The organism is Pseudodesulfovibrio aespoeensis Aspo-2 (assembly GCF_000176915.2).
In the GTDB taxonomy this organism is placed as follows: Bacteria; Desulfobacterota; Desulfovibrionia; order Desulfovibrionales; family Desulfovibrionaceae; genus Pseudodesulfovibrio; species Pseudodesulfovibrio aespoeensis.
Genome location: NC_014844.1, coordinates 799,895 through 824,708 on the forward strand (window position 1 = coordinate 799,895; position 24,814 = coordinate 824,708).

24 protein-coding genes are annotated in these 24,814 nt (G+C 64.0%); 20 read left to right on the top strand and 4 right to left on the bottom strand.

Annotation, left to right across the window (positions count from 1 at the left end; translation table 11 throughout):
* Positions 1 to 6: 6 nt before the first annotated feature.
* The 19 genes from DAES_RS03580 (at position 7) to DAES_RS03670 (ending at position 17,611) form a co-directional block, all read left to right on the top strand.
* Positions 7 to 429, top strand: a complete 423-nt coding sequence (locus DAES_RS03580; RefSeq protein ID WP_013513669.1) for a hypothetical protein — start codon at positions 7 to 9, stop codon at positions 427 to 429.
* A 92-nt stretch (positions 430 to 521) separates the two neighbouring features.
* Positions 522 to 875, top strand: a complete 354-nt coding sequence (locus tag DAES_RS03585; RefSeq protein ID WP_013513670.1) for a DVU0772 family protein — start codon at positions 522 to 524, stop codon at positions 873 to 875.
* A gap of 179 nt (positions 876 to 1,054) precedes the next feature.
* On the top strand, positions 1,055 to 2,236 hold the full coding sequence (gene argJ / locus DAES_RS03590) for a bifunctional glutamate N-acetyltransferase/amino-acid acetyltransferase ArgJ (protein ID WP_013513671.1): 1,182 nt from the start codon (positions 1,055 to 1,057) through the stop codon (positions 2,234 to 2,236).
* A gap of 20 nt (positions 2,237 to 2,256) precedes the next feature.
* A complete protein-coding gene (locus tag DAES_RS03595; RefSeq protein WP_013513672.1) occupies positions 2,257 to 2,871 on the top strand; it encodes an HD domain-containing protein in 615 nt (204 codons plus the stop codon).
* Between the two features lie 209 nt (positions 2,872 to 3,080).
* Positions 3,081 to 3,887, top strand: coding sequence for an MlaE family ABC transporter permease (locus tag DAES_RS03600; protein ID WP_013513673.1), 807 nt, complete (start codon positions 3,081 to 3,083; stop codon positions 3,885 to 3,887).
* Between the two features lie 10 nt (positions 3,888 to 3,897).
* Positions 3,898 to 4,758 carry an ABC transporter ATP-binding protein gene (locus DAES_RS03605; RefSeq protein ID WP_013513674.1) on the top strand — a complete coding sequence of 287 codons (861 nt, stop codon included), beginning with the start codon at positions 3,898 to 3,900 and terminating at the stop codon, positions 4,756 to 4,758.
* A complete protein-coding gene (mlaD, locus tag DAES_RS03610) occupies positions 4,746 to 5,192 on the top strand; it encodes an outer membrane lipid asymmetry maintenance protein MlaD (protein ID WP_013513675.1) in 447 nt (148 codons plus the stop codon). The genes DAES_RS03605 and mlaD overlap by 13 nt, the downstream gene beginning before the upstream one ends.
* 31 nt (positions 5,193 to 5,223) lie before the next feature.
* Complete coding sequence (locus tag DAES_RS03615) at positions 5,224 to 5,874, top strand: Tgt2/MlaC family protein (RefSeq protein WP_013513676.1); 651 nt, start codon at positions 5,224 to 5,226, stop codon at positions 5,872 to 5,874.
* Between the two features lie 8 nt (positions 5,875 to 5,882).
* Positions 5,883 to 6,719 carry an MlaA family lipoprotein gene (locus DAES_RS03620; RefSeq protein ID WP_013513677.1) on the top strand — a complete coding sequence of 279 codons (837 nt, stop codon included), beginning with the start codon at positions 5,883 to 5,885 and terminating at the stop codon, positions 6,717 to 6,719.
* Positions 6,720 to 6,731: 12 nt separating this feature from the next.
* The gene (locus DAES_RS03625; RefSeq protein ID WP_013513678.1) at positions 6,732 to 7,211 is read left to right on the top strand and encodes a metallophosphoesterase family protein; all 480 of its coding nucleotides are present in this window, start codon (positions 6,732 to 6,734) and stop codon (positions 7,209 to 7,211) included.
* 202 nt (positions 7,212 to 7,413) lie between these two features.
* Positions 7,414 to 8,673, top strand: a complete 1,260-nt coding sequence (locus tag DAES_RS03630; protein ID WP_013513679.1) for an ABC transporter substrate-binding protein — start codon at positions 7,414 to 7,416, stop codon at positions 8,671 to 8,673.
* Positions 8,670 to 11,243 (top strand): EAL domain-containing protein, encoded by a 2,574-nt coding sequence (locus DAES_RS03635; protein ID WP_013513680.1) that lies wholly within the window; start codon positions 8,670 to 8,672, stop codon positions 11,241 to 11,243. Before DAES_RS03630 ends, DAES_RS03635 begins: the two co-directional genes overlap by 4 nt.
* Before the next feature lie 109 nt (positions 11,244 to 11,352).
* Positions 11,353 to 12,093: a tetratricopeptide repeat protein gene (locus DAES_RS03640; protein WP_013513681.1), complete on the top strand. Its 741-nt coding sequence runs from the start codon at positions 11,353 to 11,355 to the stop codon at positions 12,091 to 12,093.
* A 33-nt stretch (positions 12,094 to 12,126) separates the two neighbouring features.
* Positions 12,127 to 13,554, top strand: a complete 1,428-nt coding sequence (locus DAES_RS03645; RefSeq protein ID WP_013513682.1) for a cobyrinate a,c-diamide synthase — start codon at positions 12,127 to 12,129, stop codon at positions 13,552 to 13,554.
* Positions 13,555 to 13,587: 33 nt separating this feature from the next.
* Positions 13,588 to 14,952, top strand: a complete 1,365-nt coding sequence (locus DAES_RS03650; protein WP_013513683.1) for an MFS transporter — start codon at positions 13,588 to 13,590, stop codon at positions 14,950 to 14,952.
* Positions 14,952 to 15,512 (top strand): AmmeMemoRadiSam system protein A, encoded by a 561-nt coding sequence (gene amrA, locus DAES_RS03655; RefSeq protein WP_013513684.1) that lies wholly within the window; start codon positions 14,952 to 14,954, stop codon positions 15,510 to 15,512. The genes DAES_RS03650 and amrA overlap by 1 nt, the downstream gene beginning before the upstream one ends.
* A gap of 198 nt (positions 15,513 to 15,710) precedes the next feature.
* Positions 15,711 to 16,913, top strand: coding sequence for an HD-GYP domain-containing protein (locus DAES_RS03660; protein WP_013513685.1), 1,203 nt, complete (start codon positions 15,711 to 15,713; stop codon positions 16,911 to 16,913).
* Positions 16,914 to 16,919: 6 nt separating this feature from the next.
* A complete protein-coding gene (locus DAES_RS03665; protein ID WP_013513686.1) occupies positions 16,920 to 17,183 on the top strand; it encodes a hypothetical protein in 264 nt (87 codons plus the stop codon).
* A complete protein-coding gene (locus DAES_RS03670; RefSeq protein ID WP_013513687.1) occupies positions 17,183 to 17,611 on the top strand; it encodes a hypothetical protein in 429 nt (142 codons plus the stop codon). Before DAES_RS03665 ends, DAES_RS03670 begins: the two co-directional genes overlap by 1 nt.
* Positions 17,612 to 17,648: 37 nt before the next feature.
* On the opposite strand, the gene DAES_RS03675 is transcribed toward DAES_RS03670, so the two are convergent.
* From DAES_RS03675 to DAES_RS03690, 4 genes are all read right to left on the bottom strand, one after another.
* On the bottom strand, positions 17,649 to 17,984 hold the full coding sequence (locus DAES_RS03675) for a cysteine-rich small domain-containing protein (protein ID WP_013513688.1): 336 nt from the start codon (positions 17,982 to 17,984) through the stop codon (positions 17,649 to 17,651).
* Entirely contained in the window at positions 17,981 to 18,298 is a 318-nt protein-coding gene (locus DAES_RS03680; RefSeq protein WP_013513689.1) for a DUF4389 domain-containing protein, read from the bottom strand. Before DAES_RS03680 ends, DAES_RS03675 begins: the two co-directional genes overlap by 4 nt.
* A 101-nt stretch (positions 18,299 to 18,399) precedes the next feature.
* Positions 18,400 to 20,283, bottom strand: coding sequence for a FapA family protein (locus DAES_RS03685; RefSeq protein WP_013513690.1), 1,884 nt, complete (start codon positions 20,281 to 20,283; stop codon positions 18,400 to 18,402).
* Between the two features lie 204 nt (positions 20,284 to 20,487).
* Positions 20,488 to 21,780, bottom strand: a complete 1,293-nt coding sequence (locus tag DAES_RS03690; RefSeq protein ID WP_013513691.1) for a BPL-N domain-containing protein — start codon at positions 21,778 to 21,780, stop codon at positions 20,488 to 20,490.
* A 299-nt stretch (positions 21,781 to 22,079) separates the two neighbouring features.
* Here DAES_RS03690 and DAES_RS03695 point away from each other — a divergent pair, with 299 nt between their 5' ends.
* Positions 22,080 to 24,746, top strand: coding sequence for a valine--tRNA ligase (locus tag DAES_RS03695; protein ID WP_013513692.1), 2,667 nt, complete (start codon positions 22,080 to 22,082; stop codon positions 24,744 to 24,746).
* Positions 24,747 to 24,814: the final 68 nt, after the last annotated feature.

Consider the following 24,814-nt stretch of genomic DNA (forward strand, 5'->3'; position numbering starts at 1 on the left):
GAGACCATGCCCGTCACCCCGTCCGAGATATTCGATCTGGCCCTTGAGCGCCACCGCAGGCCGTGGAATTTCACGGTTCAGTTCGTCGCAGTCCTGTGTTTCGGGCTGACGCTCCTGCTGCACAGCTTTCTGCTTTTTGCCACCAGCCTGATCCTGTTCGGTGTCGGGTTCTTGGAGTTGTCGCTGCCCGACATGCCCCAGGGGCGGTGGCGCGCATTCGTGCACGCCTTTGTGGAATGGGAGAGGAATTGGTCGGCCCTGCCCTGGTCCTTTGGCAAATGGGTGTGGTTCGGCTTTGTCCTGCTCCTTGGCTGTCTCCTTGTCTGGGCGTTGTGGACCCGCGATCTGGCCGTGCTGGCCCTGTTCATTGGCTTTGGCTATCTGGCCCGCGTGGTGGCCGAGAACAGGGAGGGGGGCATAGATCCCTAGGCGACAAGCCGACAGTCAGGCCGGGCAAAACCGTGGACGGGTAGGGCCGCGGATGGTATGATACAGTGACCCAAATTCATTCGGAGGAATTCATGAGCGACGACACCAACGCCTGCGAGCAATGGCTCAACGAAGTCAACTGGGACATGATCCACGAGGACGCCGTCACCCTGTACCTGGAGTGGGGCAACAACAACTACCGCGACGCCATGCGCACCCCCGTGACCAAAAGCGGCGAGTATTCCATCTATTTCGCCGTGGACACCTGGGAGGAACCCAGGGTGGTGCTCATGCGCATGGACAACTACGGCTCCACCATCCTGTGTGCCAAGAAGCTCCCGCCCACGCTGGTCCAGGAGCTGCACGACGATATCAAGGGCATCAAGGGCATCCTCGAACTGCCGCCCTACATCAAGGAGTGGCTGATCAAGGAACTCGAAAAATAGCCTGCCCGGCTGATCGGCTGAGGGCCGCCCCGGCGACGGGGCGGCCCTTTTTCATGGGCTTGCGGCAGTGCTCTGACGGGCAACCCAGTTTCTCCTTTTCAGGCGGGTCGCTCTGGGGTAAGGCATTGGGTCTTGGCGGGCATCGAGGCCCGCGATCACGACATCATTGGAGACCAGCCATGCATATACCCAAGGGATACAGGTTCGCCGCCGCCCAGGCGGGATTCAAGAAGGTCGGCAAGTACGACCTGGGGGCCATTGTCAGCGACGTTCCGGCTGTGGCCGCGGGCGTGTTCACCACCAACAAGTTCAAGGCCGCCCCGGTCCTGCAATGCCGCGAGATGCTGGCCGATGGTCGGAAGATGAGCGGCTTTCTCGTCAACTCGGGCCAGGCCAACGCCTGCACCGGCGACCAGGGCCGCGCCAATTGCCGCGAGACCCTGAACATGGTCGCCAGGGCGCTGGGCGTCCCGGCGGACGAGCTGCTGCCCGCCTCAACCGGCGTCATCGGCGCGCAGTTCGATCTGAGCAAGTGGGAGGCGGCCATGCCCGCCCTGGTCAAAAGCCTTGAGACCGGCACGGCTGAATTGGTGGCCCGGGCCATCATGACCACCGACACTGTGCACAAGCTGGCCCACGCCAGTTTCGAGATGCCGTCGGGCGAGGTCCGCCTGCTCGGCATGTGCAAGGGCGCGGGCATGATCAGCCCGAACATGGCCACCATGCTCAGCTTCATCCTCTGCGACGCGGACATCTCGACCGAGGCGTGGCAGACCATGCTGGCCGACTGCGTCAACCTGACCATCAACCGGATCACGGTGGACGGCGACATGTCCACCAACGACTGCGTTATGGCCCTGGCCAACGGCGCGTCCGGGGTGGCCATCGAGAGCGAGGACGACTACGTCACCTTGCGCAAGCATCTGCTGGCCGTGCTTGAGGAACTGGCCTATAAAATAGTAATGGACGCCGAGGGCGGCACCAAGGTGGCCTTCATCCAGGTGTCCGGAGCAAGGAGCGACGGTGATGCCGAGAAGGTGGCCAGGGCCGTGGGCAACTCGCCTCTGGTCAAGACCGCGCTCTTCGGCTCGGACCCCAACTGGGGCCGTATCATCTGCGCCGCGGGCTACTCCGGAGCCGAGTTCAACCCCGACGACCTGGTGCTCAAGATCGGCGGCATCCTCGTGTTCCGCAACGGCACGCCCGAACCGGGCGACATGGACGGGCTGCTGAAACCGATCATGAAGGAGCGCGACATCGTCATCCACATCAACGTGGGCGACGGGCCGGGCAGTTCCCTGCTCCTGGCCTCTGACCTGAGCCGGGACTATGTGTCCATCAACGCGGACTACCGCTCGTAGGGGGGCAGGGGAGAGTGCTCATGGCGGACATGGACGGACGCGACAGGCTGACGAGGCTGGCGGATTTTTTTTTCGAGTGCGGCATGCTCAGGAAGACCCCGCGCACGGGTTACCAGTTTCTGGGCACAGGCAGCGAGACAGTGGCCGAGCACTCGTTCCGCACCACTGTCATCGGGCATGTGCTGGCCCGGATGGCCGGGGCGGACGTGGCCCGGACCACCTACCTGTGCCTGTTCCACGATCTGCACGAGGCGCGCACCGGCGATTTCAACTACGTCAACCGCATCTACAACTCCTCGACGCGCACCCTGGCCCTGGAGCACGCGGTCAAGGGCACCGGGCTGGAGGAGGATATCCTTGGCTATTGGAAGGAGTTAGAGGAGACCGCGACCCTCGAAGCCAGGCTGGCCCAGGACGCGGACCAGCTCGATTTCATCCTCAATCTCAAGGAGGAGGCGGATCTGGGCAACGCCTATGCCGCCAAGTGGCTCGAAACAGCGCTCCAGCGGGTGCGCACCCAGTGGGGCCGCGAGCTGGCCGACACCATCGCCGTGACCGACCACAAGGACTGGTGGTTCCTGGGGCCGGACCCCTCCTGGTGGTCGCGCAAGAACGGCAAAACCAGCGGAAAATGATGGAAATTTGAACGGTTTCTCGATTTGCGTACAGTCTTTCTAATGACCTTGCTGTTTTCTTTATTTTTGGGTAGAGACCCTGAATTGCATTTTCTTGTTTCTTTTCCCGGGGGTGGTCCGGGTGGATTGCTTGAAGGATCTGCCCGGAATCTATAGAATGACACGGAATGGACCGTCCGAATCCGGGCGTTCCGGGGGTGGAGCCGTATATGGCCGAAAAGGCGCAAGGCGAACCGTTTTCCATCGCGATTCCCGGCAGGATGTTCGGGCGGGTGCTGGATGAGCTGGGAGGAATGTTCCTGTTCTTCCTGAGTGCCGTTGCGCTCATGTTCGCCGGGTGGGGTCAGTTCTCCAAGACGGTCCGCCAGATATATTTCATCGGCGTCCAGTCGGTCACGGTCATCGCCCTCATCGGACTTTTCACCGGCATGGTCATGGGCATGCAGCTCTATTACGCCCTGTCGGTCTTCGGGGCGGACGGGTTTCTGGGCACGGGCGTGGCCCTGTCCATGGTCCGCGAGCTGGCCCCGGTGCTGGCGGCCATCATGCTCACGGGCCGGGCCGGATCAGCCATGACCGCCGAGATCGGGGTCATGCGCATCTCCGAGCAGATCGACGCCCTGACCATCATGGGCATCAATCCCATGCGTTATCTGGTGGCCCCCAAGATGGCCGCCTGCCTGATCAGCTTTCCCATTCTCAACGCCTTCTTCAACCTCATCGCCCTGTGGGGCGGCTGGCTCACCGGCGTCAAGCTGCTGGGGGCCAACGAGGGCGTGTACTGGGCCAGGGTCCAGGGTTCTCTGGATTGGAGCGACATTCAGGGCGGGTTCATCAAGTCGATGGTCTTTGCCGTGCTGGTCTGCACCATCTGCTGCTTCGAGGGATACTACACCCACACCCGTTCGGGCCACGCAGGCCCCGAAGGCGTGAGCCAGTCCACGACCAACGCGGTGGTCAAGTCCTGCGTGATCATCCTGGCGGCGGACTATGTCCTCACGTCGCTTCTCTGGTAGGGCCGGGATTATGAGCAGCGCACCGAGCATCCGCCTTGAGGGGCTGACCATAGGGTACGGCAGCAAGGTCGTGGCCGAGAATCTCGACATCGTATTTCCGGGCGGCAAGCTCTCCATGGTCGTGGGCGGTTCCGGCTCCGGCAAGTCCACGCTGATCAAGCACATCCTCAAGCTCCTGCCCTCCAAGGGAGGCAGGGTGTTCATCGGCGAACACGATCTGAGCATGCTTTCCAACCGCGAGCAGCGGTGCATCCGCCAGCGTACGGGTGTGCTCTTCCAGGATGGGGCGCTGCTCGGCTCGCTGAGGCTCAAGGACAACATCGCCCTGCCGCTGCGCGAGCACACCCGGCTTGGCGAGGACGAGATCATGCAGATCGTGCGGGACCGGCTGGCCACGGTCGGGCTGGATCACGCGATGGAGCTGTTCCCCAACGAGCTTTCGGGCGGCATGCGCAAGCGCGCCGGGCTGGCCAGGGCGCTGGTCATGGACCCGCAGATGCTGTTTTGCGACGAGCCGACCTCGGGCCTGGATCCGGTCATGTCGGCGGAGCTTGACCAGTTGATGCTGGAGATGATGTGCCAGTTCGACATGACCATGGTCGTGGTCACCCACGATTTGCGGAGCATGCACGCCCTGGCTGATTTTGTGGTGGTCCTTGGCGAGCAGCGGTGCCTCTTCCAGGGAACCATCGAGGAGCTGGACGCCACCAACGATCCCTACCTGCGCCGATTTCTCGACCGCTCGCCCGGCGAGCGCGATGCCTCCGGGCTGACCCTGCCGCCCATCAGCCAGGACATGATGAAACTCAATTGCGCCGACATGCTGGGCGCAAAAGCCACAGGCCGAAAGGATGGACGATGTTCAAGCTGAAAAAGGAAACCGCCGTTGGGCTCTTCGTTCTCGTCGGGCTGATCGCCGTGGGCTATATGAGCGTCAAGCTGGGCAAGGTCCAGCTCTTCACGGACAAGTATTATTCCCTCCACGCTAATTTCTCTGATGTTTCAGGCCTGAAGGCCAACGCGCCGGTGCAGATGTTCGGGGTGGACATAGGCTTTGTCAAGACCATCACCCTGGATCAGGACAAGGGCGTGGCCCGCGTGAGCATGATGATCGAGAAACAGGTGGCACTGACCGACGACGCCATCGTCTCGGTCAAGACCAACGGACTCATCGGCGACAAGTACATCAAGATCGCCCCGGGCGGTGTGGGTGATCCGGTCAAGCCGGATGACACCCTGTTCGACACCAATCCCGCCATCGACCTTGAGGATCTGATCAGCAAATTCGCCTTTGGCAAGGTTTAAACGCGTAATTATGGGAACAGGACGGAGATATATGGTGTTCAAACGACTGGTTCTTTCGATGATCTTTGTGTGCCTTCTGGCGGTCCCGGCGTATTCCGGGTCCGGTCAGACCCCCACCCAGCGGGTCAAGGATGGCGTGGACCAGCTCATCGTGATCCTCAGCGACCCCAAGGCCAAGGATCCGGCGCAGCACGACCAGACCATTGCGGAACTGCGGACAGCCGCCGAGAAGTTCATCGATTTCAAGCTTGTGACCATGTACGCCGTGGGCAAGCCCTGGACCACCATGTCGCCCAAGATGCAGGATGACATGACCGAGGCGTTCATCCAGCTGCTGGAGCGGTCCTATCTCAAGAACATCCCTGCCTACGGCGGGCAGGATGTCAACTACACCGGGGAGCAGATCGAGGGCAACCGGGCCAAGGTATTCACCGAACTTGTCGACAAGGACAAGAAAATAATAGTTGAATTTCGGTTGAGAATCGTTCAAGAACTATGGATGATATACGATGTCGTTGCCGAGGGCGTGAGTCTGGTGGCGAACTATCGAAGCCAATTCTCTCAGGTGCTGAGCAGCGGAACGCCCGAGGACCTGTTGAAACTGATACACGAACGGATTGAGAAATTGGACCGTGGCCAGGAAGACGGGTCCGAGACCGTGGCCGCGCCGCAGAAAGGATGACAAGAATCATGACCGCAAGGATCGCAGTCTGTCTTTTACTGGCGGCCCTCCTCCTGATGGGGGCTGGGTCCGTTTTCGCTTCCGATGCTGCGCAGCCCGACGGGACTGTTGAGGTGGCCCAGTTTTCCGACATGAAAGGCCACGGGGCTGCGGCTGACGCCAAGAACGCGGTGGCGGAAGACGACGTTGACGATTTTGACGAGTACGCCGATACCGAAGACCTCATCGCCGACCCCTTCAAGGGGTGGAACATGGTCTGGTTCAGCTTCAACGACGCCATGTACCACGGGGTGTTCAAGCCCGTGGCCACCGGCTATGCCTGGGCCATCCCGGCCAAGCCGCGTCAGTGGGTCAGGAATTTCTTCACCAACATGCTCTTCCCTGTCCGCTTCGTGAACAATGTCTTTCAGGGCAAGTTCGATGCGGCCTACATGGAAACCTCCAAGTTCATCGCCAACACCAGCTGGGGCCTGCTCGGCTTTGCCGACGTCGCCTCCGGCATGAAGCGCAACTGGGAGCCGGAGCGCCCCACGGCAGACGGCTTTGGCCAGACCCTGGGCAAGACCGGCCTCGGACACGGCGTCTATCTCGTCTGGCCCTTCCTCGGCCCCAGCTCCATCCGCGAGTCCGTGGGCTGGGTGGGCGACACCCTGCTTGATCCGCTCACCTACTGCGACCTGACCTTTATCGAGTTCGTTGCCGTTCGCGCCTACAAGAACGTCAACCAGCTCTCCCTCGAACTGCGCGGCAACGAGTACGAGACCATCACCGATGGAGCCATCGACAAGTACGCCGCCGTGCGCGATGCCTATGTCCGCTTCCGGGCCAAGAAGGTCAAGGAATAGCCTGAATTCCCCATGAAGATCGCGGTCATATCCGACACCCACATGGGCGACCTGCCTGGGTGGCTTGACCGTGTCTACGAGCAGTGGCTCGGTCCTGCCGACGTGCTCATTCACTGCGGCGACATCACCTCCTTTCAGACATGGTCCTATTTCATGCGCCACGACCGGTTCATCTGCGTGCGCGGCAACTGCGACTGGGACCCCAACCTCGTCGGCCAGCTGGAGCCCATGGTCACCGCCTCAGTCGGGCCTTTGACCGTGGGCGTGGCCCATGGCTGGGGCGCTCGTTCGCTGGTGCCCGTGACCGTTGTCCAGGCGTTTGGGCCGGGCTGCGACCTGATCTGCTACGGCCATACCCATTGTCGTGACTGGTCCCTGGTCGAGGGTGTCCGGGTGGTCAATCCCGGCTCCCTGGGCGAGGTCGGCTCCATGGCCGAGATCACTGTCTCCGACCAGGGGGACATGGACTGCCGGTTCATCGACGTTTTTTGATTTTCCTCCGCATTCTCCGTTTTCTCCGCATTCTCCGCGTTCTCCGCATCTTTTCTGCTCATGCAGGCCGACCCCTGGCCGGATGACGCGTTGTTCCCGTCCGCAACTCTTTGTCACTGGGCCGCTGCCGGCGGCTGTCGGGGCGGCTGGTTTCGAGAAAAGGTCTGTTGCACTTTTGTTGCAGGAGTGGCATGGCTTTGCTGTGCTGGAAATAATAAAACGCCTGTGTATTGCTGGGGCAGTCATCCTGTTCGTCAGCTGCATGCTGCCGACCCGCTCGTCGCATTCGGGGGAGCCAGGGGAGCCGGGGGAGCTGGTCTTTGGCATGTCCGCCGCCTTTACCGGGGCCAACGGTGAAATGGGTATCGAATTTTACCGGGGACTTATGGCCTACATCGAGCACTTCAACGCGAACGGCGGCGCTTCGGGGTGGACCATCAAGGTGCTGCCCGCCAACGACGGATACAATCCGCTGCCCTGTTTCGAGAACACGGTCCGGTTCATTGAGGAGGAGGATGTCTTTGCCCTGTTCTCGTATGTGGGAACGCCGACCACCGCGCACATTCTGCCACTGCTTCAGAAATTCAGCGCGCGGCACACCTTTCTGCTTTTTCCCCTGACCGGGGCGCAGCCCATGCGCACAGAGCCCTTTGGGGAATACGTCTATACCTTGCGCGCGTCCTATTTCGAGGAGACGGCGGGGCTGGTGGACAATCTGCTCAAGGTGGGCCGCAGGCGCATCGCAGTCTTCTATCAGAACGACGCCTACGGGCGGACCGGCTGGGACGGCGTTCGCCGCGCCCTCAGGCGGCAGGGCGAGCAGGTGGTGGCCGAGGCCGCCTATCGCCGGGGCGCAACCTACGAGCAGGACTTCACCTCCGAAGTGGCGCATCTCATGGAGGCCGGGCCGGACGCGATCATCTGTGTTGGCACCTATGCCTCCCAGGCAGCGTTTATCCGCGACATGCGCAACGCCGGACACGATCTGCCCGTGGCCGGGCTGTCGTTTTCCGACAGCGACAAGATGCTCGAACTGTTGACCCTGGAGGAGCGCAGGTCTGGCCGCAAATATACGGAAAAACTCATCTGTTCCCAGGTGGTTCCGTGTTACGAAGACCTCACCCTCAGTGGCGTGCGCTTCTACCGGGAGTTGATGGACAACTACAAGGGCACCGGTCAGGTGGCTGGCCAGGGCTACAGCCCGCGCCGGTTCAGCTACGTCAGCTTCGAGGGGTTCCTCAACGGGATCATGCTGGGGGAGATGGTCAGGCGGATGGCCGACGACCCGAGGCGCGAGCGCATTCCTGAGGTCATGGACTCCATCGTTGACATGGACCTGGGCATCGGCGTCAACGTCAGTTTCGGCCCTGGTCGCCGACAGGGGCTGGATGCCGTGTACTTCACCACCGTGGCGGGCGGCCATTTTCAGCCCATCCGCGACTGGGCGGAATGGAGCCGATGAAAGCGCCAAAGCTCTTCCTCAAGCCGCTGTTGTTCATGGTGGTCATCTTCGGACTGATCTCCCTGGTCACGTCCGTGACCTTTGGCAACCGGCTCAAGCGGGAGATGACGCGCGAGCACGAGTCCAAGGCCCTGGCCCTGGCCGACAGCGTGGCCGAGTCTGACATCGTCACCATTCTCAGTCAGGATGCAGGCGGCGTGCAGGCGCGCATTGACCGCTACCAGCGCATCGCCGGGGTTTCCTACGTGCTGGTGGCCGATGAGCGCGGCGAAATCATGGCCCATACCTTTGTCCCTGACGTGCCCAAGGTGGTGCGCGCCCTGGTGGCCGGGACCGCACAGCTGCCCGGTGACGAGGTTGTGCTGCGCGACATCGTCTACGGCGACAACCGGTATCTCCATGTCTCAAGGCCCATCCTCGCCGGGCTGGCCGGGTCGGTCCACATCGGCATGGATTCCGAAATCATCGCCAGACACATCCGGGAGGCGGTGCTGGAGCAGCAACTGGTCACCCTTGTCCTGTTCGGGGCCAGCCTGCTCGTGGCCTTTGTCTTCATCCTCAACATTTCCAAGCCGCTCAACCTGCTGGCCGAGTATGCGGGCCGGGTGGCGGCCAAGGATTTCGACAGCGTTCCCGAGATTAACTCCCGCGACGAGGTGGGCCAGCTGGCCAGGGCCATGCGCTCCATGGCCAGGCATATAGCCGAGTTGGTGGGCAACCTCGAGGACCGGGTGCGCAGCAAGACCCAGGAGTTGCAGGAGGCGCGCGACGCCTTGCGCCAGAAGGTGGACGAGCGCACCAGCGAGCTGTTGCGGGCCAACACCCAGCTCAAGATCGAGATTGCCGAGCGCAAGGTCATCGGCGACGCCCTGCGCAAGGCCGAGAAGAAATACCGGACCATCTTCGAGAACGCCCTTGAGGGCATCTACCAGACCTCGCCCAGTGGCCGTTTCCTGAGCGCCAATCCGTCGCTGGCGCGCATCCTCGGCTTCAAGTCCGCCGACGAGATGATGGGCTCGGTCTATGACATCGGCACCCAGATGTACCTGGAGCCGGGTCGGCGCAAGGAGTTCCTGCGCCTGATCGAGGAGACCGGGGAGGTCAAGAATTTCGTCTCCAAGGTACGGCGGCGCGATGGCCGCATCATCTGGATATCCGAGAACGCCCGGCGCATCACCGACGCCGACGGCTCTGTCATGTGCTACGAGGGCTCGGTGGAGGACATCACCCTGCGCAAGAAGGCAGAGGACCAGCTCAAGCGGCAGGCGTTTCACGATCCGCTCACCGGCCTGCCCAACCGCGCCCTGTTCCTGGACCACCTGCGCATGGCCATGGAGCGCGGTCGGCGGCGCAGGCACCTGTTCGCGGTCATCTACATGGACCTTGACCGGTTCAAGGTCATCAACGACTCCCTGGGGCACGAGACGGGCGATGAACTGTTGCGCAGCGTGGCCCGCGTGCTGGAGAAGTGTGGCCGGTCCGTGGACACCATCGCCCGGTTCGGCGGCGACGAGTTCGCCATCCTGATCGAGGAGATATCAGCGTCCAGAGACGCCATCGCCATTGCGCGGCGCATTCTCGACGGCGTGCGCCAGCCCTTCACCATCAACGGCAACGAGGTTTTCACCTCGGCCTCGCTGGGCATCGTGCTCAAGACCGACGGCTATGACCGGCCCGAGGCGCTGCTGCGCGATGCGGATACGGCCATGTACCGGGCCAAGGAGCACGGCAAGTCCCGCTTCAAGGTCTTCAACCAGAAGATGCACGATCAGGCCCTGCGGCTCATGGCCCTGGAGACGGACCTGCGCCGGGCCGTGGATCTGCGCGAGTTCGAGGTGGCCTACCAGCCCATCGTCTGCCTCGACACGCGCCGGGTGTGCGGGTTCGAGGCGTTGGTCCGGTGGCGGCATCCGGAGCACGGCGTCATCCTGCCCGGCGATTTCATCTCCCTGGCCGAGGATACCGGCCTCATCTATGCCATAGACAATTTCGTGCTGGTGGCCGCCTGCGCCCAGGTCAAGCTGTGGCAGACCACCTTCGGGCACCTGATGGGCGAGCTGTTGACGCTGAACATCAACATCTCCGGCAAGCACTTTGGCCAGCCCATGCTGCTCAGTCAGGTGACGCGCGCCCTGGACGACTCCGGCCTGAATCCCCAGGCGCTCAACATCGAAATCACCGAGAGCGCGCTCATGGACAACCCGGCAGTGGCCGAGGAGGTGCTCAAGCAGCTCAAGTCCCTCGGGGCCAAGGTGTGCATCGACGATTTCGGCACCGGCTACTCATCCCTGTCCTACCTGCAACGTTTCCCCATCGACGTGGTCAAGGTGGACCGCTCGTTCATCGACGGCGTGGAGGGCAACCTGGACAGCCAGGCCATCGTGCGCACGGTCTTTTCCCTGGGAGAGTCCCTGGGGCTCAAGATCGTGGCCGAGGGCGTGGAGACCCCGGCTCAGCTCGCCTTCCTCGAGAACGAAGGGTGCCGCTATGTCCAGGGGTTCCTCTTCTACAGGCCGCTCTCGGCGACCGAGGTGGACGAGCTGCTGGCGGGCGGCTCCATCGGCTCCTGATTTCGTCGGGCCATCCGGCGGTGAAGTCCTTCTCTTCGCGGCCAATCCGGTGTATGGTCGCCCTGCGGCTTATGAAAGTCTGCCCAACAACAACGACGAGCGACGAGCCATGACCATACCCACCCAGGAAGGACTCATAGAGGGCGTTTTCTCCATCGAACGCATGGCCAGGATAGGCACCGGGGCCACGGCCAAGCGGGTCAGCCAGACCGCTTTGTACTACGCCCGGCAGATGGACGAATCGACCATCGAGTTGCAGGGGCTCAATCAGAAGAATGTCCCTTTTGGCCCCACCGAGCAGATCACCAAGGAACAACTGCTGGCCGACTACCTGCCCATGCCCCAGCTTTTCAAGGAGGTGGTGGGCAACCTGCGCCAGGTCCAGAAGGCAGTGGCCCGCGGCGACAAGTTTCGCAAGCGCGGCGAGACGTTTACGGCGGAGTACGAGTACGCCAACGCCCTCAACCTCGACGAGCAGAACGTGCGCGCCAACTTCGGCATCGGCCTGTGCCTGCTGGCCCGCGACGAGACGGACAAGGCCAAGCAGGTCTTCGAGCGCATCCTGGGCATCGACTCCGCCTTTGCCGACGAGCACAAGCACCTGTTCAACGAATACGGCATCGAATTGCGCAAGAAAAAGCTCTTTGGCCAGGCCGTGGACTATTACCGCCGCGCCCTGTCGTTGTCCGACGACGACGAAAACCTCTGGTACAACCTCGCCCGCGCCCATTTCGAGCGCGGCGACTTTGCCAAGGCCCTGGAGGGCGTGACGCGGTGTCTCGAATTGGACAACGGTCACGACGAGGGCCGCAAGATGCTTGACTACATGACCAGAAAGGGGCTGGCGTAGGGGGTTTCCCCGGCGTCACTCTGGGGAGAGAGCGTGGCCACGATCAAGGCCTTCATCATCGCCGGGACGCACAGCGGGTGCGGCAAGACCTCGGTTTCGCTCGGAATCATGGCCCTGCTCGCGCGACGTGGCCTGCGCGTCCAGCCCTTCAAGTGCGGGCCGGACTTCATCGATCCCGGTCACCACGCCCTGGCCTGCGCCCGTGAGGGCAGGCCCGTGTCCAGCCACAACCTTGACGGCTGGATGCTCTCGCGCGAGACCAATGCGGACATCTTCAACCGCTACGCCGCCTGGTGCGATGTTGCCGTGGTCGAAGGGGTGATGGGACTGTTCGACGGCATTTCCGGCACTGGCGAGGACGGCTCCACGGCCCAGATCGCCAAGATGCTCGGCCTGCCCGTCATCCTGGTGGTGGACGCCCGGTCCATGGCCCGGTCCGCCGCAGCCATGGTCTCTGGCTATGCCCGTTTCGACCCGGCGGTGAACATCGCGGGCGTGATTTTCAATCAGGTGGGGAGCGACTCCCATGCCGAGCTGCTCATGGAGGCCATGTCCCTGCTGCCGGGTATTCCGGTGTTGGGCTGCCTCAGGCGCGACGGGTCCATTGCCGTGCCCTCGCGCCACCTGGGGCTGGTCACCGCCGAGGACGACGGCGCGGGGGCTGACCGCTATCAGCGGCTGGCCGGGTGGATCGAGTCCGGCATGGACCTGGACGACGTGCTCGACCGCCTGCCCGATGTCGAGGCCGTGGCCCCGTTCGAGCCGGTGCCGGAGCTTGGCAGCGTGACCATCGGCGTGGCCCGCGACGCGGCGTTCTGCTTCTACTACGAGGAGAACCTGCGCCTGCTGCGCGAGGCCGGGGCCAGACTGGTGGAGTTCTCGCCCCTGAGCGACACGCACCTGCCTCCCGGCGTCCAGGGGCTCTACCTGGGCGGCGGCTATCCAGAGCTCTCCGCCTTCGAACTGGGGCAGAACACCCGGCTGCGCAGGGAGATCAAGGAATTCTGCGATCTGGGGCATCCGGTCTACGCCGAGTGCGGCGGCTTCATGTACCTGATGAACGACATCGTCACCGGGCGGGGCCGCTACGCCATGGCCGGTGTCTTCCCCGTGCGCGCCGACATGGACGAAAAGGCCCGCGCCCTGGGCTATCGCGAGATAGCCATCAGCGAGGATACGGTGCTTGGCCCTGCCGGCGTTGTTGCGCGGGGCCACGAATTCCACTACTCGTTCATCAAGGAGGGGTTCGATCCTGTCCTGATGCGGCCCGTCTACACCATGACCGGGCGCAAGGGGCGCATCGACGCGGCAGAGGGATTCCTGCACGCCAACACGCTCGGCTCATATGTCCATCTCCATTTTGGCAGCAGCCCGGAGCTGGCCGCCTCGTTCGTCAACGCCTGCAAGAGTGGGCCGCTTGACGGGCATGGCGTGCCCGGCGACCCCGCCGGGGAAGCCTAGACGCCAGCGCATCCCGACGGACAGCCACGCATCATGCCGACTCCGCATCCATTCACGCCACGCCCTGCGGTCGGAACCGCGGCGACAGGGCCGGCGACAGGGCCGGCGACAGGAACCGCGGCGACAGGGCCGCTGCCCGGCTCGACCCGCTCCCTGTGGGCCTGGGCCTTCTACGACTGGGCCAATTCCGGCTTCGCCGCCCTGGTCCAGACCTTTGTCTTCGCCGCTTTTTTTGCCCGGGCCGTGGCCGAAAACGAGACCGTGGGCACCGCCCTGTGGGGGAACATGATGGGCGCAGCCGGGCTGGTCATCGGCCTTGGCGGGCCGCTGCTGGGCGCGGTGGCCGACCGCAGCGGGCGGCGCAAGCCATGGCTCGCGGCGTTCAGCGGGCTGTGCATCGCGGCCACGGCCTGCCTCTGGTTCGTGCGGCCCGATCCGTCCTTTGTTTGGCTTGGGCTGGTCCTGGCCGGACTGGGCACCATCGGCTCGGAATACGCCATGATTTTTTACAACGCCATGCTGCCGGGGCTGGCCGATGAGCGAACCCTGGGCCGCTGGTCCGGCTGGGGGTGGGGGCTGGGCTACGCGGGGGGGGTGGTGCTGCTGGTCATCGCCCTGTACGGTTTTGTGGAGCCCAACGCCTGGTTCGACCTGCCGCGGGCCGAGAGTGAGCATGTGCGCGCGGTGATGCCCCTGACGGCCCTGTGGTATCTGGTTTTCTGCCTGCCCCTGTTCCTGCTCTGCCCGGACGCGCCGTCCAGGGGGATCGCCCTTGGCCGGGCCGTGGCCGAGGGAGCGGCCCAGCTGCGCAACTCCCTGCGCCGCGTGCGCGACTATCGCGACATCGCCGTGTTCCTGCTGGCGCGCATGCTCTACAACGATGGCATGACCACCATGTTCGCCTTTGGCGGCATCTATGCAGCCGGAACGTTCGGCATGGGTCCGAGCCAGATCATCGTCTTTGGCATCGGGCTCAACGTCACCGCCGGACTGGGCGCGGCGGCCTTTGCCTGGCTTGATGACCGTGCCGGGCCGCGCAGGACCATCATCGTCTCCCTCATCGGGTTGATCGTGCCGGGTGTGCTCATCCTGCTGGTCGAGAGTCAGACCCTGTTCTGGATTTTCGGCCTGTCCCTCGGCATCTTCGTGGGCCCGGTCCAGGCATCGAGCCGGTCGTACCTGGCGCGGGTGGCCCCGGAGGCGGTGCGCGGCGAGATGTTCGGCCTGTTCGCCCTGTCCGGCAAGCTGACCTCGTTCCTGGGGCCGCTTCTGGTGGGCTGGCTGACCCTGGCCTCGGGCAGCCAGCGCGTGGGTATGGCCTCGGTCATCGTGTTGTTCGTGCTCGGCCTGGCCGGGATGATGCTGGTACCGCCCGCAAGGGCACACAAGGGGGAATGATGGCAAAAGAGTTTGGATTTGCCCTGGCCGACGAGGAGAAGACCTATCTGCGCGAACTGGTCCAGTTGTCCATCGCTTCGCGGCTCAGTCCGGCGGGTGCGCCGTCCGGCCCGCCCGAACCTCCCACCCGGACCCTGCGCGAGCATCTGGGTGCCTTTGTCACCCTCAAGCTCGGCGGCTCGCTGCGCGGCTGCATCGGCAATGTCCGGGGCACGGGCGAGCTGTATCGCACCGTGTGGGACATGGCCCGGTCCGCCGCCTTCGAGGACCCGCGCTTTCCGCCGCTCACGCCCGGCGAGTTCGAGGCCATGGAGTATGAAATCTCCATTCTCGGCCCCATCGAGTCCTGCCCGGACCCGGAGCTGGTGGAGGTGGGCCGTCACGGGTTGATCATGTCGCGCGACGGTCACTCTGGGCTGCTCCTGCCCCAGGTGCCCGTGGAGTGGCGCTGGGACCGCGAGACCTTCCTGGATCAGACCTGCGTCAAGGCCGGGCTGCCGCGCGACGCGTGGCGCGAACCGGCCACCACCATCCTCTGGTTCGAGGCCGTGGTCTTTTGAGCCGACTCTCATTGGCCTTCCCGGAAGAGGGTATCGACAAGACGGCTTTGAACGCGGTATAGGTACAGTGAAGATTGTGGGCCAAAGAACTGGAACGCCATTGCCAACGCGACAGGGAGGCCGGGATGACCTTGAAATTCCATGACATCATGACTCGACCCGCACTGCTGGGTCTGGCCTGAGCCGGGGACGCGCCGCATGATCAGGAAGGTTCCGGTTGAAGAATTGCAGCCCGGGATGCATGTGGTCAAGCTCTCAAGCGAGATCTGGGAGCATCTGCCCTTTCTCTATTCCAAGCCGGGCGTTCTCCAGTCGCGCAAGCAGATCGAGCGCATCAGCGCCGACGGCTACCTGCACGCCTTTATCCAGGTGGACGGCCCGGACGAATCCGGCGCGACCCTCGACACCCTCCTGACCGGGCCGACGCAGGACGCGCCGCCCAAGCCCAGGGTGCCTTTCGAGCAGGCCATGCAGGTGGCCGAGGTCGTCTACTCCAAGGCCATGCACCACGCCAAGCGGATCATCCATGATGTCAAGCTCGGGCGCAAGGTGGACTTTGAGGCCTCGGTGGAGACCGTGGACGCCATCGTCGATTCCGCCATCCACAACCCCGACACCCTGCTGTGTCTCTCCAAGCTCTCGGACTACGACGAGTACACCTACGCCCACTGCATCAACGTGGCCGCCATCTCCGTGGTTTTTGGCGAGTATCTGGGGCTGCCGCGCGACGAGCTGGTCAGGCTCGGACTGGCCGGGATGATGCACGACCTGGGCAAGACCGCGGTGCCCGCCCGGATCATCAACAAGCGCGCCCGGCTCACCGAGAGCGAGTTCGAGGAGATCAAGCGGCACCCGGAGTATGGATGCGACATCCTGGCCCGCCAGCAGGAGGTGGCCGACGACATCCTCGAAGCCGTGCGCGACCACCACGAGAAGTACAACGGCTCAGGCTACCCAGAGCGGCGGACCAAGAAGACCATCGCCCCCTTTGCCCGGATCATCAGCCTGGCCGATGTCTACGACGCCCTGACCAGCGACCGCTCCTACAAGGACGCCATCCTGCCCAACAAGGCTCTGGCCATCATGTACGGCATGCGCGAGCAGGATTTCGATCCCATTGAGGTGCAGAGATTTATCAAGTGCCTGGGCATCTTCCCCTCCGGCAGTCTGGTCAGGCTCAACACCGGCTTTTATGGCGTGGTCTACGAGTCCAACCCGGCTCTGCCGCTGATGCCCAAGATCAAGATCATCCTCGACGAGGACCTGCACCCCATCCCTGCCGAGCTGGTGGATCTGGCCGCGGCCCAGGCCCTGGGCAACAGGGATCTCGAAATTCTGGAGTGCGCCGATCCCGCGGCCTACCGCCTGAGCCTCAAACCCTATCTGACCCGCAAAGGATGACCCGCCATGGACCGCATGCAAACCATCCAAAGGCTGCTGGCCGTCAAGGACACTGTCTACGGCCTGCTGGAATGGGCCGAGAACGTGAGTGATGAGGAGTTCGGGCGGTGCTGCTCCCTTGATTGCCTGCCCCCTGAGGAGACACTGCTGCGCATGGAGGCCTTCTGCCAGCTTGCGCAGGAGCTTGCCCTGGAGTGTGGGGGGATTGTCCGGGGGCTTGACCGGGTGTGCGTAGGGGACGGCGGTCCTGCGACCGGCGGGGGTGCCTGATGGACACGAATTTCTGGCTGGGCCTGATTGCCCTGACCTGCGCCCTGTACATGCTCAAGTGGTTTCAGGGACGGCGCAAGGTCACGGTCTACCGCATCAGCCCGGCCTCGCTCAGGCGGTCAAAAGAGGTCATGCTCCGTGTGCTCCCGCTGGTGGAGGATGGCCGCGACTGTCCCCTGGACGTGACCAGCCTGCCTTGGGACAAGGCCACCATCAAGGGCGCAGCCAAAATCCTGGCCTACCACTTCTGGAGGGAGAACCAGCACGAGGAGCTGATCCGGATCAAGCAGTGCTTCGTCTCCCTGGCCCGCTTCCAGAACCGCGATCTCGACTTCGAGACCTGCGAGCGGCTGCTGACGCGCGAGCGCGAGCGGCTGGTGCGGGAGATCGACTGTTATCTGACCCACGCCTCGTCACGCAAGGGGTAACAGGCGCTTCTGGCTGCCGGGGGGAGCGCACTCCTGGTCAGGGCCCCTTGACGCCATCCCGCGCGGCCTCTTCCCCCCGCGTTTTCTGCTCCGCGTCCGGGCCTGCATCGGCGCTCTTTCTGATGGCGTCGAATCGCTCCTTGAGCCGGGTCAGGATGTGGTCATACCCCTTGGGCGTGTGGGGGACCATGCAGGCCGTGCAATCCTTGACGCCCGATTCAAGCACCGTGAAGTTGCCGCCGCAGTCGTCGAGGAAGTAGAGCGGGCAGAAGCAGAAGAGGCAGTTGAATTCGTCCGGCCTGCTCGTCCTGTGGCAGGGGAAGTACCGGCACTCCCGGTTGCAGAAGAAGCGGTGGCTGTTGTGCACGGTCACTTGAAGAGGACCTGCTTGGCGGGCTCCTCGCACTCGGCGTCTTCAGGGAACCGGGCAAAGGGGAAGGGCCGGGCGTTGTCGTTGAGGGTGTTGTAGCGCATGAGCCGGTAGCCGTAATGAGAGAGCGAGTTGGTGAACCGGCGCAACGGCTCGCTGCGTTTTTTGGCTATCAGCAGATAGCCATACTGGAAGAGCACGGCCAGCTGGATGATGAATCCGGTCACCTCGAAGAAGATCATGCACACCAGGGTCACCAGGAACCGCTTGAGGATGGCTCCCCTGTCCACAGTGGTTGATACCGTGTCGTTCGTCATGGTGCCTCCTTGGCAAAGGGGTTGTCCCCAGTCGGGGTTGTCCCGCGATCGGGGTGGTTGGGCGAGTCCGGGTCAGCCAGGGCGCGAGGCCCGGAGTCGGGCTAGGAGAATACGATCTCTCCGGCCCTGGCGTCCAGGGATATGGTAGAGCCTTCGGTCCTTTTTGAGACCGCAACGCTCTTGTTGCCGAAGATGATGACCACGCCGGGATGGATCAGCCGGTGGACCCTGATTCTGATGCCGGCCAGCTCCTCCTGCCGGGCCAGGGCGTTCTGGGTGAGCTCTTCGGACACGGCCTTGCGCTGCTTGATCAACGCTATCCGGTGCCTGAGGATCTCGGCCACGGCGGCGCGCTTTTCGGGCTTGGTGCGGGCCAGGATGACCCTGGCCGGGTCGTGGCCCAGGATGTCGTTGATCTTGCCGATGGAGTCCTTGAGCTTCTTGCGCTCGGCGCGCAGGGTTTCATCGCCGTCGTGGCCGATCTGCACGGCCACCGTGGTGCGCACCCCCAGCTCGGAGCCGAGTTCGTTGACCTCCATGCCCTTGCCGGTGACGATGTTGCCGCCCTGCACGTGGCCCTTGCCGCGGGTGCCGATGAGGCGCCCCTCGGCCCTGATCTCCGAGTTGGTGATGTCGTTGGTTATGATCACATCGCCGCCGGCGCTGATGCGGGCATTGGTGGCGTAGGCGGCGGAGATGGTGCCCTCGGCCCGGACAGATCCGCCGTCGGGCATGAGGATGCCGCCCGTGACCTCGATGTTGCCGCCCGCATGCACGGTGGCGCTCTCCACGGACCCGGCCACGATGATGTGCTTGGGCGCGGCAACCGAGAATCCGGCGTGGATCGAGCCGAGGATCTTGACCGAGCCATGCTCCAGGGTGACGTTGCCTGTGGCGAGGTCCACGTTGTCGTTGATGATCAGGCAATCGGTGACCGAGAGGGTGGTTCCCTCCATGACCATGACGCCCTTGGCCGTGGAGGTGAAGGTGATCTCGTCCAGCAGCACCTCCACGTTTTCGCCCCGGCGGACTGTCAGATCCCTGCCCGAGCTGGCCGGGATGGTCTTGCCGTAGATGTCGATGCCGCCCTTGCCCGAAGTGGGGTGGTGCAGCCGGGCGATGGCCTGTCCCGGCTCCACATGCGGGTAGGTGCCCCGGTCGCGGAAGTTGAGCCTCCCGGCCTCGTCCTCTGTGCCTGCCAGTTCGCGCGTGGAGACCAGCGGTTCCAGCCAGCCGTCGTGCCCTGGCGCCGGGAGTTTGCCCATGACCACGGTCTGGTCCGTCAGGGGGCGTCCCAGGGACTGCGCCTGCTTGAGCAGCGCTTCGAGCCGAGCCACGTCGATGTCGATGACCACGCCGAGGTCGCGCAGTTCCTTTTCCAGCCGGGCGGCGGTCACGGGCTGGCCCCTGAAATCCCGGTGGTGCAGGGTGGCCTTGATCAAGACCGAGTCTTCGGAAATGTGCGTCACCGGGTCCACCGAGATGGTGGTTTCCTTGAGCCTGGCCATGCCCCAGGCGCGGGACACATAGGAGTTGGTCAGGGGATCGAAGCCCACGTTGTCGCCCAGAGTCACCTCGATGTCCTCTGGCTCGAAATGTTTCTTGGGATGGATGATGCGTCCGTCGATGGTCTCGCCGTCGCGGGCATGCTGCGGCGGGTGCTTGCGCGCGAACCTGTCGCCGGGAAACACCGGATATTCCAGGTTGCCCAGGGCCACGAGAGAGGCGTGGGAAGGCTCCTGCACCTCAATGCCGCGCACCAGCACCACACGGCGGATTTCCTCATCGCGCTGGATGGCGCTGATGATTTCCCTGGCCGCTTCCTCGTCCACTGGCAGGCCCACCCCGGCCTTGGCCACCTGCCGCTTGAGCAGCGCCACAGAGGGGCCTTCCCCGCCCTGCGGCGGAGAGTAGCGGCTGACACCGAGCTTCATGCCGTCCTCGGACATGGCGAACCGGAATTGGGCGTCGCGGGGTTCTGCCATCACGCCCCCGTGCGACAGCCTGGCGCGATGTCGGGACACGCGCCGGGCGAACGCACGAAACCCGTGCCGGTCGAACCGGTCGGGTCAGGGGCTGTATGGCAGACGGTGTTGGTCACTTGCGGTCCTGTTGATTGCAAAAGTGTCACAGGTGTATGATGTTTTTTCGTAACATACCGGGCGGCCACATGGCAACTTCGGATCAGGTCAGGTGCGGTCCTGGCCTGGCCGGGAAAGACGCCAGCAGAGTTCCTCCAGGGTGGCGGCCAGGTCGGCGTAAATGCCGCCCGGTTCCGGGGGCAGGCCGAACAGGGCGCGTCGCTGCTCCCGCAGTCCATGTACGGACACGGCGTCAGATGCCGAGTGGAACATGGTCATGGACAGCCGCTCGGCCAGGAGATAGCCGGACAGGCCGCTGGCCAGGAGCCCGACGAGGGTGCCGAACCCCGCTGCTTGGCCGCGCCAGTAGGCCAGGGTGGCGTTGTCCGGCTCATGGGCCATGGCCTCGCAGATGAACGAGTACAGGGTGTTGATGCCCGCGCCTGGAATGCCGCGCCGCCAGCCCAGCAGCCACGGCGTGCGCCAGAAGAGCAGAAAGTGGCTGGTGCCCGTGGCAATGGTGGCTTCCATGGCCCGGCGCGCGGCCATGAGTGCGGGATCGTCCCAGACCACGGGCCGCGCGGCCACGTCCCAGGCCGGGACCGGCCCGCAGCTCTGCCCATGATCGCCGCCCAGCACATGGTCGAGAATGTGCGCCAGCCAGCGGTTGGCATGGGGCGAGGCGGGCGTCTCCAGGTGGGCGTAGCTCAAGATCACCCGGCCCGCGCCGAAATCGTTGGCTGTAACGCAGGGCGTGCCTTCCATGAAGTCGGGGTCCAGGTGGATGCCGTAGAGGTTTTCCCAGTCGGCCATGGTCCCCTGGGGCAGGGTGGACAGGTTCAGGTCCGCCACCCAGAAGTCCGGCCCCGGCCTGCCGTAGCGGGCCAGGACCGTGACCGAGGCGTCCACGGGATCGAAGCGGCCCGGCCACCAGACCGGCAGCATGGGGCCTTTGTCAGCGCTTTCCCCCGTGCCTTCCCTGATCAGGTCTGGCGGTACCAGGGGGTCGGTCTGGTTCAGGGAAACATGCACATGGCCGGAGAGGAAGTGGTGGAGCCGGTTGGTGTATCCCTTGCGGGTCCAGGGGGAGAGGCCGAGGCCGTAGGGGCCGGTCAGGGCCAGCCCGGCCCCGCCGCAAAAGCCGAGGTAGGCGCCGCCGTCGTGCACGAACTCGCAGATGGCGTCCATGCCGCGCACTCCCAGCCGGTCTGCCTTGCCCTTGGCCCGTCCGCCCGGCACGATGAGCAGGCGCGGCGCTTCGCCGCACTTGCCAGCCAGCACGCCATCGGCTATCTCGGAGCCGCGCACCAGGCGATGGGGAATGCCCCACGCCTCAAGGGCGCGCGCGGCCAGCAGGCCCCAGAAGTGGGACTCGTCCCAATATATGTGTATGCTTGACATAATCGGCTCCCTCGACAAGGGTAGTCCGCACGCTACCAACCGGCAGGCGCGACCGCAAGGGGAGAAGAGCGAATTTCGGATATCCGGGGGAAACTTGTGAAAAAGTTTCCCCCTTGCATCCGATTCCGTCCTTTCAATCAGGCACTTCGCAACACCGTGGCAGCACCAACAACGAACACCCTCCACGCCGCCGTCCGCCTCTTCGATGACGGCCAGTCCAAAAGGCGGCGTGGCACAAAAAAGTTTTGGAGGGTCCAGGGAATCTTTGTCGAAAGGTTCCCTGGCCGCCGGAGGCAAACATGGCCCGCAGGGAACTGGCCAAGGCATACGAGCCTTGGGATGTCGAGGAAAAGTGGGAGAGCCACTGGGAAGCGGACAAGACCTTCACCCCGGACCCGGACGGGCCGGGCGACCCGTATTCCATCGTCATCCCGCCGCCCAACGTCACGGGCGTGCTGCACATGGGCCACGCCCTGAACCTGACGCTTCAGGACATCCTGTGCCGGTTCCACCGCCAGCAGGGGCGCAACGTGCTCTGGGTGCCGGGTACGGACCACGCGGGCATCGCCACCCAGAACGTGGTGGAGCGCCAGCTCAAGGAAGAGGGCAAGAGCCGCCACGACCTGGGCCGCGAGAAGTTCATCGAGCGCGTCTGGGAGTGGAAGCAGGAAAAGGGCGACCGCATCCTCGGCCAGATCAGGCGCATGGGCGCGTCCGTGGACTGGACCCGTGAGTGCTTCACCTTTGACGACCAGCGCGCCAGGGCCGTGCGCGAGGTGTTCGTCGAGCTGTACCGGCAGGGGCTCATCTACAAGGGCGACTACATCATCAACTGGTGCAACCGCTGCCACACCGCCCTGGCCGACGACGAGGTCGAGCACGAGCCGAAACCCGGCCATCTCTACCACATCCAATATCCCCTGGCCGACGGCTCGGGCCATCTGGTGGTGGCCACCACCCGGCCCGAGACCATGCTCGGCGACACGGCCATTGCCGTGAACCCGGAGGACGAGCGCTTCAACCACCTCATCGGCAAGGAGGCCGTGCTGCCGCTCGTGGGCCGCAAGCTGCCCATCATCGGCGACGCCTACGTGGACGTGGCCTTTGGCACTGGCTGCCTCAAGGTCACGCCCGCCCACGACATGAACGACTGGGAGCTGGGCCGCAAGCACGGTCTCGAAGTGCTGGCCATCCTCGACGAGGACGGCAACATCAACGAGAACGCGCCCGAGCGCTATCGCGGCCTGCACAAGGCAGAGGCGCGCACGGTCATCATCACGGACCTCAAGAACGAAGGGTTGTTCGTGGGCGTGGACGACCACGACCATTCGGTGGGCGCGTGCTACCGCTGCAAGTCGGTCATCGAGCCGCATGTCTCCACCCAGTGGTTCGTGTCCATGAAGCCTTTGGCCGAGAAGGCGCGCGCCGCCGTGCCCGCACAGACCAAAATTCACCCGGAGCACTGGACCAAGACCTACTACGAGTGGCTCGACAACATCCGCGACTGGTGCATTTCGCGCCAGATATGGTGGGGCCACCGCATCCCGGCCTGGACCTGCGAGAAATGCGGCGCTCTGACCGTGTCCATCACCGACCCCAGCGCCTGCGAATCCTGCGGCAGCCGCAACATCATCCAGGACGAGGACGTGCTCGACACCTGGTTCTCGTCCGCGCTGTGGCCTTTCTCCACTCTGGGCTGGCCCGACAAGACCCCGGAGCTGGCCAGGTACTACCCGACCTCCTGTCTGGTCACCGGGTTTGACATCCTCTTTTTCTGGGTGGCGCGCATGATGATGATGGGGCTCCAGTTCATGGAGCGGGTGCCGTTTCACGATGTCTACATCCACGCCCTGGTGCGCGACGAAAAGGGCAAGAAGATGTCCAAGTCCACGGGCAACGTCATCGACCCCCTGGACATGATCGAGAAATACGGGGCCGACGCCCTGCGTTTCACCCTGACCAGCTTCGCGGCCATGGGCCGCGACATCAAGCTCTCGGAGCAGCGCATCGAGGGCTACAAGCACTTCATGAACAAGATCTGGAACGCGGCCCGGTTCGCCATGATGAACCTGCCCGACGAGATTCCGGCGGTCCCCCTCGACCAGACCTCAAGCCTTGCCGACACCTGGATTCTGCACCGGCTGGAGGAGGTCAAGACCACCGTGGCCGAGGCTACCGCGGCCTACCGCTTCAACGAGGTGGCCCAGACGCTCTACAAGTTCATCTGGTCCGAGTTCTGCGACTGGTACCTGGAGATGATCAAGCCCGCCCTCTACGGCGAGGACGAGGCAGCCAAGGCGGCCACCCAGAAGGCGCTGTGGACCGTGCTCTCCGAGACCATGGTCCTGCTCCACCCGGTGGCCCCGTTCATCTCCCAGGAGATATGGTCCGTGCTGCCCCGCCCGGCAGGCGACGACCGCTCCGAGGACATCGCCACCCTGCCGTTCCCGTCCCCGCGCCCCCAGTGCCTGAACCCGGACGCCGTGGCCCGCATGGAGCTGTTCATGGGCGTGGTCTCCGGCATCCGCAACATCCGCACCGAACTGCTCATCGAGCCGGCCAAGAAGCTCGACCTGCTGGTGCGCACGGCAAACGACGCAGACAGGGGCGTGCTCGAATCCACCCTGAACCTGATCCGCTTCCTGGCCCGCGTCGAGAACGTCACCATCGGCCCGGATGTCAAGGGCCCCAAGGCGTCGGGCGCAGCCGTGGTCCAGGGCAACGAGCTCTTCGTGCCCCTTGCGGGCGTGGTGGATTTCGAGGCCGAGCTGGCGCGCCTGGACAAGAACCTGGCCAAGCTCGACAAGACCATGAAAGGCGTGTCCGGCAAGCTCGCCAACCCCGGCTTTGTCAACAACGCCCCGCCCGAGGTGGTGGAGGGCGAAAAGCGCAAGCTGGCCGAGATGGAAGAGGAACAAACCAAGCTCGCCCAACTCAAGGCCCGCCTTGAGAGCGTGATGGAGTAGAAAAAACGAAGCCCCTCGTTGGAGGGGCTTCGCATTGAACCTTGAGGACATCACTGGCTCGGAGCCGG